This is a genomic window from Asticcacaulis sp. (genome assembly GCF_035497195.1).
In the GTDB taxonomy this organism is placed as follows: Bacteria; Pseudomonadota; Alphaproteobacteria; order Caulobacterales; family Caulobacteraceae; genus Asticcacaulis.
In genome coordinates, this window is sequence record NZ_DATJDZ010000014.1 from 802,647 (window position 1) to 816,100 (window position 13,454).

The 13,454-nt window shown below is 60.4% G+C and carries 9 protein-coding genes; 2 read left to right on the top strand and 7 right to left on the bottom strand.

What is annotated here, in order from left to right; all coding sequences use genetic code 11:
* Positions 1 to 15 precede the first annotated feature (15 nt).
* The 3 genes from VL130_RS07875 to VL130_RS07885 all read right to left on the bottom strand — a co-directional run bounded on the left by VL130_RS07875 (position 16) and on the right by VL130_RS07885 (position 4,074).
* The gene (locus VL130_RS07875) at positions 16 to 1,815 is read right to left on the bottom strand and encodes an IlvD/Edd family dehydratase (protein WP_325362216.1); all 1,800 of its coding nucleotides are present in this window, start codon (positions 1,813 to 1,815) and stop codon (positions 16 to 18) included.
* 9 nt (positions 1,816 to 1,824) lie between these two features.
* Positions 1,825 to 3,027 carry an aldose epimerase family protein gene (locus VL130_RS07880; protein ID WP_325362217.1) on the bottom strand — a complete coding sequence of 401 codons (1,203 nt, stop codon included), beginning with the start codon at positions 3,025 to 3,027 and terminating at the stop codon, positions 1,825 to 1,827.
* Positions 3,028 to 3,255: 228 nt separating this feature from the next.
* Positions 3,256 to 4,074, bottom strand: coding sequence for a FadR/GntR family transcriptional regulator (locus VL130_RS07885; RefSeq protein ID WP_325362218.1), 819 nt, complete (start codon positions 4,072 to 4,074; stop codon positions 3,256 to 3,258).
* 131 nt (positions 4,075 to 4,205) lie between these two features.
* Between VL130_RS07885 and araD1 the strand changes: the two genes are divergently transcribed.
* Positions 4,206 to 5,213, top strand: coding sequence for an AraD1 family protein (araD1, locus tag VL130_RS07890; RefSeq protein WP_325362219.1), 1,008 nt, complete (start codon positions 4,206 to 4,208; stop codon positions 5,211 to 5,213).
* A gap of 61 nt (positions 5,214 to 5,274) precedes the next feature.
* Here araD1 and VL130_RS07895 read toward each other — a convergent pair whose 3' ends face one another.
* The 4 genes from VL130_RS07895 to miaA all read right to left on the bottom strand — a co-directional run bounded on the left by VL130_RS07895 (position 5,275) and on the right by miaA (position 12,204).
* Positions 5,275 to 7,215 carry a S9 family peptidase gene (locus tag VL130_RS07895; RefSeq protein ID WP_325362220.1) on the bottom strand — a complete coding sequence of 647 codons (1,941 nt, stop codon included), beginning with the start codon at positions 7,213 to 7,215 and terminating at the stop codon, positions 5,275 to 5,277.
* A 23-nt stretch (positions 7,216 to 7,238) separates the two neighbouring features.
* Positions 7,239 to 9,251: a S9 family peptidase gene (locus VL130_RS07900; protein ID WP_325362221.1), complete on the bottom strand. Its 2,013-nt coding sequence runs from the start codon at positions 9,249 to 9,251 to the stop codon at positions 7,239 to 7,241.
* A 35-nt stretch (positions 9,252 to 9,286) separates the two neighbouring features.
* Entirely contained in the window at positions 9,287 to 11,266 is a 1,980-nt protein-coding gene (locus VL130_RS07905) for a S9 family peptidase (RefSeq protein WP_325362222.1), read from the bottom strand.
* Positions 11,267 to 11,337: 71 nt separating this feature from the next.
* On the bottom strand, positions 11,338 to 12,204 hold the full coding sequence (gene miaA / locus VL130_RS07910) for a tRNA (adenosine(37)-N6)-dimethylallyltransferase MiaA (RefSeq protein WP_325362223.1): 867 nt from the start codon (positions 12,202 to 12,204) through the stop codon (positions 11,338 to 11,340).
* A gap of 87 nt (positions 12,205 to 12,291) precedes the next feature.
* Between miaA and VL130_RS07915 the strand changes: the two genes are divergently transcribed.
* Entirely contained in the window at positions 12,292 to 13,404 is a 1,113-nt protein-coding gene (locus VL130_RS07915; RefSeq protein ID WP_325362224.1) for an Mrp/NBP35 family ATP-binding protein, read from the top strand.
* Positions 13,405 to 13,454 lie beyond the last annotated feature (50 nt).

Consider the following 13,454-nt stretch of genomic DNA (forward strand, 5'->3'; position numbering starts at 1 on the left):
ACCGCCGGTGCGGTATTAATGATTATCCCTGGGCAGGCCCTTGGTCTGTGCAATCTGCTGGAACTCGATGGCGTCTTCCAGGCAGGCGCCGGTATCCATCTGGCCGATGGTGCGGCGCTGCATTTCCTGCCACGGTGTCTGGCTGGCGGGATACTTGAAGCCGCCTTCGGCTTCCAGTTTCGCGCGGCGCTGGGCCATTTCCGCGTCGGAAATCAACGCATTGACCGTATTGGTATTGAGATCGACGCGCACACGGTCGCCGGTGACCAGCAGGGCCAGGTTGCCGCCCGCCGCCGCTTCCGGGGAGGCGTTGAGGATCGAGGGCGAGCCGGAGGTGCCGGATTGGCGGCCATCACCGATACAGGCCAGGCTATGGATGCCGCGCGCCAGCAGATAGGTGGGGCAGCGCATGTTGACGACTTCGGCGGCGCCCGGATAGCCGATCGGGCCGGCGCCGCGCATGAACAGGATGCAGTGCTCGTCGATATTCAGCGATTCATCATCGATGCGATGGTGATAGTCTTCCGGCCCGTCGAAGACGATGGCGCGGCCTTCAAAGGCCTCCGGATCGGCGGGATTAGACAGGTAGCGCTGGCGGAATTCCGGCGAGATGACCGACACCTTCATGATGGCCGAGGTGAACAGGTTGCCGGAGAGGACGCGGAAACCGGCGCGTTCTTTCAGCGGCTGGTCATAAGGCTTGATGACCTTTTCGTCTTCGATGACGGCCTTGCCGCAGTTTTCGCCGATAGTTTTGCCGTTGGCGGTGATGGCGTTCTCAAAGATCAGGCCCTGGTTCATCAGTTGCTTGACGACGGCGGGCACGCCGCCGGCATGGTGATAATCCTCGCCGAGATATTCGCCGGCCGGCATCAGGTTGACCAGCAGCGGCACTTCTTCACCGAACTCCTGCCACTCCTCGACCTTGAGATCGACGCCGATATGGCGGGCCAGGGCGTTGAGGTGGATCGGCGCGTTGGTCGAGCCGCCGATGGCCGAATTGACTCGGATGGCGTTGATGAAGGCTTCCTTGGTCAGGATATCCGAAGGCTTCAGGTCTTCATGGACCATGCCGACGATGCGCTTGCCGGTGAGGTAGGAGATTTCCTGGCGGTCGCGGTGCGGCGCCGGGATGGCGGCCGAATAGGGGAGTTGCATCCCCAGTGCCTCGGCCAGCGAATTCATTGTGGTGGCCGTGCCCATGGTGTTGCAATAGCCGGTGGATGGCGCAGACGAGGCGACGAGCTTGATGAAGCCCTGATAGTCGATCTCGCCGGCGGCCAGCAGTTCACGGGCCTTCCAGACGATGGTGCCGGAACCGGTGCGCTCGCCCTTGTACCAGCCGTTGAGCATGGGACCAACGGAGAGGGCAATGGCGGGGATATTGACGGTGGCGGCCGCCATCAGGCAGGCGGGGGTGGTCTTGTCGCAGCCGATGGTCAGCACCACGCCATCGAGCGGATAACCGTAAAGCACCTCGACGAGGCCGATATAGGCCAGGTTGCGGTCAAGGCCGGCGGTCGGGCGCTTGCCGGTTTCCTGGATCGGGTGAACCGGGAATTCCAGCGGAATGCCGCCGGCCTCGATGATGCCGGCCCGGATACGATCGGCCAGCACCATGTGGTGGCGGTTACAGGGAGAAAGGTCCGACCCCGTCTGGGCGATGCCGATGATCGGCTTGCCCGATTGCAGTTCCTCCAGCGACAAACCGAAGTTCATGTAGCGTTCGAGGTACAGCGCCGTCATGTCCGGGTTCGACGGATTGTCGAACCAGGCGCGGGAACGGAGCTTTTGCGGTGTGGCGGAGTCGGACATAGGGTCGGTTTACTTTACTGTGTAGAAGTGTTGAACGGTAGTCTGGGTATAGGTCTGGCCCGGATCAAGACGCGTGGTCGGGAAGGCCGGATGGTTGGGGCTGTCCGGATAGCGCTGGGCCTCAAAGGCGATGGCCTGATACTTGACCAGCGACTGGCCGCCCTTGCCGACGATCTTGCCGTCGAGGAAGTTGCCGGTATACATCTGGATGCCCGGTTCGGTGGTCGAGATGGTCATGCCGCGGCCGGAGGTCTTGTCTTCCAGCGTCACGGCCAGCTTCGGCGTGGCGGTCACGCCGCCACGGATGATGTAGTTGTGGTCGATGCCCTGATTGACCAGAACGATCTGCGGATCGTTCGACTTGGCGCGGTCGGTGACCACTGCCGGCGTGGTGAAGTCAAACGGCGTGCCCTTGACCGGCAGTTCCTTGCCCGTCGGGATCAGGTGGGCGTCAACCGGCAGGATGGCGTCGGATTCGATCTTGAGTTCGGCGTCGGTGGCCAGGCGCGTGGCGGGGATGCCGCCCAGGTTATACAGGCCGTGATTGGTCAGGTTGACCACGGTCGGCTTATCGGTCGTCGCCTTGTAGCTGATGGCGACATCGTTGTTTTCATTGAGCGTATAGGTCACTTCGGCGACGACGGTGCCGGGGAAGCCTTCATCGCCGTCGGGCGAGGTCAGGGTAAAGGTGACGGAAGCCTGGTCGGCGCCCTGCTGAACGTCCTTGATGGCCCAGACCTTCTTGTCCCAGCCCTTCGGCCCACCGTGCAGGGTGTTGGTCTTGTCGTTGATCGGCAGGGTGTAGGTCTTGCCCTCAAGTGTGAACTTGCCGCCGGCGATACGGTTGGCGTAACGGCCGACCGTCACATTGGTGTAGTTCGGGGTCTTTTCGTAGCCTTCGATCGAGTCATAGCCGATGATGATGTCGGCCGGCGTGCCGGCCTTGTCAGGCACCATCAGGCTCTGCATGGCGGCGCCGTAGGTGATCAGCTTGAGGGTGATGCCTTTGGTGTTTTTGAGGGTGACGCTTTCAATGGCGGTGCCGTCGGACAGCTTGCCGAAGTCGGCGCGGGTCGCGGTGACGCCGGCGGCGGCCGTAGCGGCGCTTTCGGTTTTCGCGGTCTTGTCGCTGCACGCGCTCAAGGACAGCATCGCGCCCACGCTCAGCGCGCTCAGGCTGGCGACCAGTAGCATTCTCTTCGTAACTGACATTAATGACATCCTCTCTGAAACCGTTAATGGCGCCACCAGGCGGCACCGGCTGTTCATCCTGCATCGCCGCGCCCTATATCAGGCACGCGTTTATGATTGTCGTGACCTGTCATACCGCCTGGGCATTAGTCAGACAATAAAAAAAGCATATATCGTACAAAATAAAGCGCAAAAGTGATCGAATCCGTCGTGCGGACCGGCGGCTTACGCTTGCCTCCACTCTACTTTTTAAGGGTGAAATGTTTTTTGCGTATCTTCGTGCGCCATGCGAATAAGTGATTCCATGCACCAGCGCGCGCCGCCGGCGTCGCGGCGCTCGATCGCCTCGAAAACCCGTTCGTGATCGGGCACGGGATCGCGGGTCAGGGCGTTGTGCCGCGCCTTGTAACGCGTGGTCCACGAAACGGCGGCCTCGATGGAACTTGAGAGCGAAGCCAGGGCTTCGTTGCTTGTGGCTTGAATCAGCGCGTGGTGGAATTCGAGATCGGCCCGTCGGCCGGTTTCGGTTTGCAGGGTGTCGCGCTTCATGATCTCCAGCGCGGCGCGCATCTGCTCTACCTGTTCGTCGCTGCGGCGGATGGCGGCCAGTTCGGCGGCGGCCGGTTCGGTGATCAGGCGCAGTTCGAATAACGCCTTGATAAAGTCCTGGCTCGGTTCGGTCTCGAACATCCAGCCGAGCACTTCGGGATCGAGCAGGTTCCAGCGCTCACGTTCGGTGACGCGGGTGCCGGTTTTCGGGCGGCTTTCGACCATGCCCTTGGCGGCCAGGATGCGAATCGCCTCACGGTAGGCTGAGCGCGAGATAGCGAGCTTGGAACTCGATTCGATTTCGTTGGGCAGGATCTCGCCGGACTTGAAGGTGCCGCGCAGGATATCGACGCCGAGCCGGTGCGCCAGGGCGCCATGCAGGCGGCCCTGATACATGGTATGGCCGTGGGTGGCGGCATTGTGCTGGCTGTCGCCACGCAGGGGACGGGAGCTGCTGATCTTCAGCCGGTTGCCTGTAGACCGCTCGTCCGGGGGCGTATTCGATATAGGTTTCCTCATGCTTCACACATGACATTGAATTGTCTGTTTGACAAAGTGAATTTACAAGTTAAAGAGCGGCTGCTATAGCTATTTGTCTGAGTTAATAGCGGGCGTTGCTTTAATCATGCCCGCACAGAGAGGATCGTGCCATGTCCGCGAAAGACGCCCTACGCCTTATACAGATTGTCACGCCGGAAGGCGAACGCCGCGTTCTGGCGGGCCAGGCGGACGGGTCTGCACGCGTCATTGCCGGCGTCAAATCCACCTACGAACTGGCCCGCAAGGCCATCGCGGCCGGCAAATCGTTGGGCGATCAGGTGGCGGCGCAAGGCTTGGGCGAAGAGGTTGATGTCGCTGTAGCGCTGTCGGAAGGCCGCGTTCTGGCGCCGATCGATCACCCCGATGCCGCCCACCTGCACGTCACTGGCACAGGCCTGACCCACCTCGGTTCCGCCGAGGGCCGCGACAAGATGCACAAAGCCGCCGCCGCTGCCGAAACTCAGACCGACTCGATGCGCATGTTCCTGATGGGCGTGAAGAACGGCAAGCCGGAAGCCGGTACGGTTGGCGCGCAACCCGAATGGTTCTATAAGGGCAATGGCACGACGCTGGTCGGCCCCGGCGCCGACCTGCAATCGCCGTCGTTCGCCGAAGATGGCGGCGAGGAGCCTGAAATGGCCGGCATCTACGTTATCGGCGATGATGGCGCGCCGTACCGGATCGGCTATGCCCTCGCCAACGAATTTTCCGATCACGTCACCGAGAAGCAGAACTATCTGTGGCTGGCCCACTCCAAGCTGCGTCCGGCGTCGCTCGGCGTCGAAATCCTGACCGGAGACCTGCCGAAGGATGTGCGTGGCACGTCGCGCATCTGGCGCGGCAATGAGGTGATCTGGGAAAAGCCATTCATTTCGGGCGAGGACAACATGTCCCACTCGCTCGATAACCTGGAACACCACCATTTCAAGTACGACCTGTTCCGTCAGCCGGGCGATGTCCATGTCCATTGCTTCGGCACGGCCACGGCGTCCTTTGCCGACGGCATACAGACCAAGGATGGCGACGTGTTTGAAATCACTGCCGCCCCTTACGCCTACGGCCTGCGCAATCCGCTGATCACGCGGGCTGAGGAAAAGGTGACTATCAAGGCGCTGTAAGCGACTTTGCAACTGAAACAAAAAAGCCGCCGGAGCGATCCGGCGGCTTTTTTAGTGCGGCTTATGCTGGCGGATTGTACTTTTCGATGAAAGCGATAGTTGTGTTGAGCATTTCGATACGCGACGCCTCCGTGGTGGCGCCGTGTTCGGCATGTTCCACTTCTTTATAGATCACAGTTTTGCCGGCGGCTTTCAGCGCCTTGTACATGTCCACGCTTTGATTGATTGGCACCACGCTGTCATCCTTGCCGTGCATGATCAGGACGGGAATAGTAACCTTGTCAACGTGCTTGATCGGCGAAATATCGTCTAGCTTTGGCGCATCTCCAAGCAGGCGCCTGGCATAGGTATAGGCGGGGGAAATAACGCCCGCGAGATAATAGCGTTCTCCTTCGCGCCACTTGGTCGCGTCGGAAAGGCCGGCGATCGAAACCGCACAATTATAGACGCCGGTATCAAGGGTAGCGCCGGCGAATGCGGCGTAACCACCGTAGGAAGTGCCGATGATGCACACGCGTTTCGGATCGATCAGGCCTTGCGCTGCCAAATAACGTACGCCATCCGACAGATCGGTTTGCATTTTGCGGCCGACCTGGCCGTCTCCGGCGCGCTCGAAAGCATACCCATACCCACTGGAGCCCCGGAAGTTCGGCTGCAATACGGCATAACCCCGTGAGGCATAGGTCTGGACTTCCCAATCATAGCTGAGATCATCGCGCGAGGCCGGCCCGCCATGTGGCAGGACTACCAGAGGCAGGTTTTTCGCCTCGCGGTTTGGCGGCAAGGTGAGGTAGGCTTCAATCTCCAGCCCGTCGGCCGCCTTGTACCTGACCGGCTTCTTACTGGTGATCCATTCGAGCGGAATGTGCGGATAGGCCTCGCCAATCGTCATGGTCTGGCCGGTGCCGAAATCGATCAGGTAAAAGGTGCCGGCGTCATCGCCCCCTTCGGAATAGACGATCATCTTGCGGGGGTCGTCGGCCTGTTCGGCGATCGACATGCGGTAGCCTTCGACAGCTTTTTCCGCCTTGGAGACGAGATCCTGACGTTTCGGATCGAAATAATGATAGCTGAACCAGCCGTCGAAGGTCGCAAAACCGGCAAGACGGAAGGTCAGGGGATCGAACAGAGCGCTGCGGCTGATGCCAGGCGCATCGAGTGGTGCCGAGAAATTGCCTTCGGAATCGACTTCGTAATATTGACCGTTGTCGTTTTCCTTTTCCTGATAAACCACGACTGTCTTGCCATCACGGCCCAGGCCAAGCAGGGAAGGGGAGTCCAATTCACCCTTGTAGCTGTACACTTCCTTCCACAACCCGCTACGGCGGAAGCTGAGTGTCCAGGTTTTTTTCACTGCATAGTATTCAGCGCGGGCGACCAGTGCGCCATCAGGTGTCGTCACCCAGTTCTCAATCTCATCGCCACCAGTATCGATGATATCGTAGGCTTGTTTGTCCATTGCAAAGCGGACCAGCATCCGTTGTTCACCGCGCAGACAGGCTGTCTGGACAAAGGGAACGCCGTTTATGATCAGGCGCTGAATGCTGCCCATCCACCAGGCCCTTTCTGAAGATGTGTCCTTCATCGGGTCGAAGAGGGTGATCAGGTTCTTCTGAGTTACATTATAGAGGCTGACCTGAAAAAAATTGTTCCGCAGGCCCATAAAAGACGACTTGGCGATCGAGTAATGCGTGCTCACCGCCAGATGTTCGTTATCTATCCAACTGACAATGCCAATCGGATTGACGCCGGTATTGAAGGTCTGGAACTGCTTTGTCCGGCTGTCGTAATGATAGATAAGCTTATTGCCTTCCTGCTCGCGGATATAGGCGATCTGCGTGCCGTCCGGTGACAGGGCGACATGACTGAGCTCGGGCGCTTTTGCCCAGTCTTCGATGGAAGGGCGCGGCGGGGTTTGCGCATCTCCTGCGAACACCTTGGGCGCAAAGGCGGCGGCGATGACGGCGGTCAGCAGGTGACGGCGGTTGAAGGCAATAGTCATGAAGCTTTCCAAAATACGACTTATCAGGCCGGGTTGTGCTTATCGAGAAAGGCCAGCGCCGCCTTCATCATTTCGATGCGGGATGAGCCGACGGTTTCCCAGTGGTCTTGTCCCTTGTAGGTAATGAACTGGACGTCCTTGCCAGCCGCCTTAAGCGCGCTTTCCATGCGCCGGCTCTGGTCGATCGGCACCACGGTATCGTCGGTGCCATGAATCAGCAGAATCGGGCAGGAGGCTTTCGCCGCCTGACGGGCAGGCGCGATGTCGTCCCAGTCTGACTTGTCGCCCAGCACCTGACGCCAATGCACAATGCCGGGGGTATCCATATTGTTGGTCGATTCGAGCAGGTAACTGACGAAAGCGCGGGGATCGGAAAGCCCGGCGATGGAGACGGCGCAGTTGTAAACGCCGGGATCGAGCGTCGCGCCCGCCAGCGCGGCATAGCCGCCGTAGGAGGCGCCCAGGATCGCCACGCGCTTCGGATCGACAAGGCCCTGCTTCACCAGCGCGCGCACGCCATCGGACAGATCTGTCTGCATCTTGCGGCCAAATTCGCCATTGCCCGCATCCATGAAGGCGCGCCCGTGACCACTTGAGCCGCGAAAATCCGGTTGCAGCACCGCATAGCCGCGCGAGGCCAGCACCTGCGGCTGCCAGTCGAAATCAACGAAATCACGCGACCACGGACCGCCATGCGGCAATACGACCAGCGGCAGGTTTTTCGCGGGCCGCCCGTTCAGGGCCACCTCCGGGGGCAGAGTCAGATAGGCGTGAATGTCCAGCCCGTCAGCGGCCTTGTAGTCGATCGGCTGCTTTTCCGTGATCCACTCCGGTGGCAAGGTGGCGTAATTGGTAGCCACCGTTGAGCCGCCGCCGGTCGTGAAATCGATAAAGACGTAGTTCCCGGCATTATGCGCATTCTCGACATAGATGATCATCTTGCGTGGATCTTCGGCGAAATCGACAATCCTAACGCGGTCGCCGGCATCGACGACCTGCGGCAGAGCCTCGGCCAGCTTTTTCAGCATCGGATCGAAATAATCGTCGCGCGGCCAGTCATCGGCATATCTGAAACCCGCCAGCCGACGCGTGACCGGGTGGAACAGCGGCGACCGGTCAAGCTGTGCATCGGGATCGAGGGGGTCGCTCAGCGTGCCGTCGGCGGAAATTTCACGGAATTCGCCTTGATTTTCGCCCTTGTTGAAGAATACGACTACGGATTGACCATCGCGCCCAATGCCTTCGAGACTGGGCAGATCCACAGGGTCTTTCATGCTGTAGGCGAGGCGGAAATGCGGGTCCTTGTCGCCCGGCGTGCTGTTGATATAGAGGCGCCATTCATTATGCAGCGAGATTTGCTCCACATAGGCGATGGGAGTCCCGTCCGGCCCTACAGTGAATCTTACCGCCTCCGGCGAGGCGTCGCAAATCATGCGCGGCGCGGCCTTATCCAGGCTGAAGCTGTACAGGTACAGCTTGCCGTCATAGAGGGAATTCACCCCATCATCGGTCTGGAGGCGATAATTGGAAGCGGTGACGCGATAGCCTTCAGGCGTTTTGATGCGCTGCAAGTCGCCCATCACGATATTGTAGAAGCCGCCCATATTGTAAAAGAAGGTCGTGATCTGGGCGGTGTTGACATCAATGCTGCGCGCCAGAAGGAATTCGTGACGATAGCCGGCAAAGCCGGCGAGCGCCCGGGTCTCGGAATCGGCCAGAATCACATGGTCATTATCGCCCCAGAACAGGTCACGCACCTTGGCCGGGCCGAGAGCAATACTTTTGGGCGCCGGATTGGCGATGTCGTAATATAGCAGCTTCTTTTCATCGCCCTTCTGAGTAACGATGGCGATGCGCTGGCCATTGGGCGACAGGGCGATCTGGTCCACGAGCGGCGAGCCGGCGTAAATCTCGATAGCGGGCGGCCCGGAAGGCGCCGGCGCATCAGCGGCGCGAACAGAACGGGCAAGGGCCGTGGCGGTAATGGCGCCGGCGCCGGCGGTCGTTAATAAATGGCGGCGATTGAAAATAGTCATGAATTCCCCCTCGGATATAACCTGCAAATTTGTAGTCAGGCCGGGTTGTGTTTATCGAGAAAGGCCAGCGCCACCTTCATCATTTCGATACGTGACGAGCCGACGGTTTCCCAGTGGTCCTGTCCCTTGTAGGTGACGAACTCTACCGGCTTTCCGGCCTTTTTCAGCGCGCTTTCCATGCGCCGGCTCTGGTCGATCGGCACCACGGTATCGTCCGTGCCGTGGATCAACTGGATCGGGCAGGACGCCTTCGCCGCCTGTTTGACCGGCGATATTTCGTCATAGGTATCCGGATCGCCCATGAACTGCTTCCAGTACAACACACTGGAACTGCTGCGGCTGTCCGTTTTTTCGGCCACAAAGCTGATAAAGCTCTTCGGATCGCTGACGCCGGCGATCGACACGGCGCAATTATAGATGCCGGGATCGAGCGTGGCGCCGGCCAGGGCCGCATAGCCGCCATAGGAGGCGCCCATGATCGCCACGCGCTTCGGATCGACCATGCCTTTTTTGACCAGATAGCGCACGCCATCGCTGAGGTCGGTCTGCATCTTGCGGCCGAATTCGCCATGTCCGGCATCGGTAAATCCGCTGCCGTAGCCGTCGGAGCCACGGAAGTTGGGTTGCAGCACGGCATAGCCGCGTGACGCCAGCGCCTGGGCCTGCCAGTCAAAACCGATATAGTCGCGGGCTTGCGGGCCCCCGTGCGGCAGGACGATCAGCGGCAAATCCTGCGCCGGCTTGCCATGCGGCAGGGTGAGGTAGCTGGGAATGTCCAGCCCGTCGGCCGCCTTGTAGGCGATGGCGGTCTTCTCGGTGATCCATTCAACGGGCAGGTTGTCGTAGTTCTGGCTGAGCACCTGGAGGTCGCCGGTCGAGAGATCGGCGAAATAATAGGTGCCGGCGTCCTCGGCGTTTTCGCCGTAGAGGATCATCTTGCGCGGATCTTCGGCATATTCGATGATCGCCGCGCGGTAGTCATCACCCATCAGTTGCGGCAGAGAGTCGGCAATCTTCTTCAGCAGCGGATCGGTGTAATCGTATCTTATCCAGTCGTCATTATGGGAAAACCCGGCCAGCCGGCGAGTGACCGGATGATACAAGGGCGAAGTGCTGATATAGTCACTGGTGTCGAGCGAAGGTCCCAATATCCCTTCAGCGGAAATCTCGTGATATTCGCCCTTGGTCTCGCCCTTGCTGAAATAGACGACGACGGAGGCGCCGTCGCGGCCGAGGCCCTCCAGCGACGGATAATCGAGCGCTTCCTTCATCTTGTGGATGACCTTGAAGGTCTCTATCTTGCCGCGCGGGGCCATGTTGTAATACAGCCGCCATTCCTTACGCATATCGTCGAATTCGGAATAGGCGACCAGATATCCATCCGGCGCCACGACGAAACCTTCGGTGTCGCGTGACGATTCATAGGCCAGTTTGCCGCGCGGGGAATCGAGACCGAACTGATACATGCAGTAGTTATATTCGCCGCGCATACGATAGTTTGCCGCCATCAGGCTGTAGACGCCGTTGATCTTGACGCGGTAGACCGGCCCCATGACGATGCCGTAAAAATCATCTTCCTTGTCAAACAGGGTGCGCAGCTTGACCGTGCGCAGATCGAGCACGCGCGCCAAGCTCAGTTCCTGTTTGCTGCCGGTGAACTGGGGCAGGGAGGTGGTTTGCGAATCGACGATGACGACGTGGTCGTTATCGCCCCAGAACAGGTTGCGGATCTTCGCCGGCCCCAGGCGAATGCTTTTCGCCGAGGGATCGGCGACATCGAAATAGATCAGCATCTTGTCGTCGCCGGTCTGGCTGATGACGGCGACGCGCTTGCCATCCGGCGACAGGGCGATGTTATCGACCTGGGGGGTGGCGGCATAGATTTCGATCTGCGGCGGACCGCTGGAAGCCGGCGCGGTCTTGTCGTCCGCTCGCGCAGCGTGTGGCAGAAAGCCGAGTGCGGATACGGCGCCGGAAAGCCGCAAAAGGGAACGGCGATCTAGTTTCAATGTCATGGAACCCCCCACAGGTTTGCTCCGGGAAAAGGTATCTCTTTCCCGTAAGGGGCGCAAGCGGGGTTGAAGACTTATCCCGGTTGTTTGAACTGGTTACGGAACCAGGTCGATTGCCGCTTGGCGTAGTTGCGGGTTTTTTGCCGGGCCAGGGTGAGTGCGTCTTCTAAGGTCATATCTCCGCGCAGATGCGCCGTAAATTCGCCAAGTCCCAATACGCGCATGATCGGCCAGTCGGGGGTCAGGCCCTTATCTATCAGTGCCCGAACCTCATCGAGCGCGCCATGATCCAGCATGATTTGCAGGCGCCGGTCGCAGCGCTCATAAAGCCAGGCGCGATCGGGATGCAGGATGTCCAGCCTGTAGGTATCCGCCGCCAGTTCCGGCACGGTATGGGTCTGCCAGTCGGTCAGCGCACGGCCGGTTTGCAGCCAGACTTCGTAAGCGCGGGAGAGGCGCTGCTGGTCGTTCGGCATGATGCGGGCTTCGGCCTGCGGATCGTGCTGTTTCAGGAAATCGCGTAATCTCGCTTCACCCATCTCCTCGAAAGCTGCCCGTGCTTCAATCCGCACCGCCTCGTCGATATCGGGAATTTCCGCGAGCCCGTGCACCAGCGCGTTGAAATAGAGGCCGGTGCCGCCGACGATGCACAGCGGTTTGCCGCCGGCCAGCGCTTCGGCGATATAGGGGCGGGCGGCGCGCAGCCAGTCGCCGGTGGACCACAGGGTCTGGCCGTCAAGATGGCCGTAAAGCCGGTGCGGCGCGCGGGCCGTTTCCGCCGCGTCCGGGCGTGCGGTGAGGATCGGCACGTCGGCGTAGAGTTGCATCGAGTCAGCATTGAGGATGGTGCCGCCGGTTTGTTCCGCCCACGCCAGCGCCTTGGCGGACTTGCCCGAAGCGGTCGGGCCGGCCAGCAGGTAAAGGGGCGCGTCATTTTGCATCAGGCGGGCTTTTGGACTTTAATTGACGGCGCTTAGAGCCTATGTGGAACGCGATTTCTACAACCAAGCTTCGTTGAAAGATAGTCCATGCCCCATCCTGACCGCGAGACTGTGCTGGCCGCGCTGAATACCGTCATCGATCCTGTGAGCGGTCAGGGCCTGAGCGATGCCGGACTGGTGCGCGCCCTGATCCTCTCGCCTGAGCGGGTCGGCTTCATGCTGGAAGTGCCGCAGGACCGCGTGACGCAATATGGTCCGGTGCGGCTGGCTTCGGAAAAGCTGTTGGCGAAGCTAGACGGCGTGAAAAAGGCGCAGGTGGTCCTGACCGCCGAACTGGCGCCCAATCCGCAACCACAAAAGCAGCCGTCGGCCAAGCTTTCCGAACGCGCCGTCGAGGACAGCCGGCCGAAGGCGCCGGTCGCCGGTGTGCGCCCGAACCATGTGAAAAAGGTGATTGTCGTCGGTTCCGGCAAGGGCGGGGTCGGCAAATCGACCGTCTCGCTGGGGCTGGCCATCGGCTTGCAGCAACTGGGCCTGAACGTCGGCTATCTCGACGCCGATATCTATGGCCCCTCGGCGCCGGTCATGCTCGGCCTTCGCCACCCGCCGGAATTTGGCGCCGACAAGCTGATGGTACCGCTGGAAGCCTTTGGACTCAAGGTCAATTCGGTTGGCTTCCTGGTCGATCCCGATCAGGCGATGATCTGGCGCGGGCCGATGGCCTCTCAGGCCCTGACGCAGCTTTTGACGCAAAGCCGCTGGGGCACCGCGGAAGAACCGCTCGATGTGCTGGTGGTCGATCTACCGCCGGGCACCGGGGATGTGCAACTGACCCTGACTCAGAAGACCCTGATCGATGGGGCGGTGGTGGTGTCCACCCCGCAGGAAATGGCGCTGAGCGATGCCCGCCGCGCCGTGACCCTGTTCGGCAAGACGGCGATACCGGTGCTCGGCGTAGTCGAGAACATGGCTTATCTGATGATGCCGGATGGTTCGGAAATGGAGATTTTCGGCCGGGGTGGCGCCAAGGGCATGGCGGAGGCGTTGAAGGTGCCGTTCCTCGGCGAAGTGCCGCTCGATCCGGCGATGCGCAAGGGCTGCGATGAGGGCCGTCCGGTGACGGCGCTGGAACCGGATGGTGCGTTGGCGGCGCGCTTCAAGGTCATGGCGCAGAAGGTCCTGGACGGATTGGTTAAGTAAGATACCCCACCACCCCGCCCTTCGGGCGCGGTCCCCCTCCCCAGCATAGC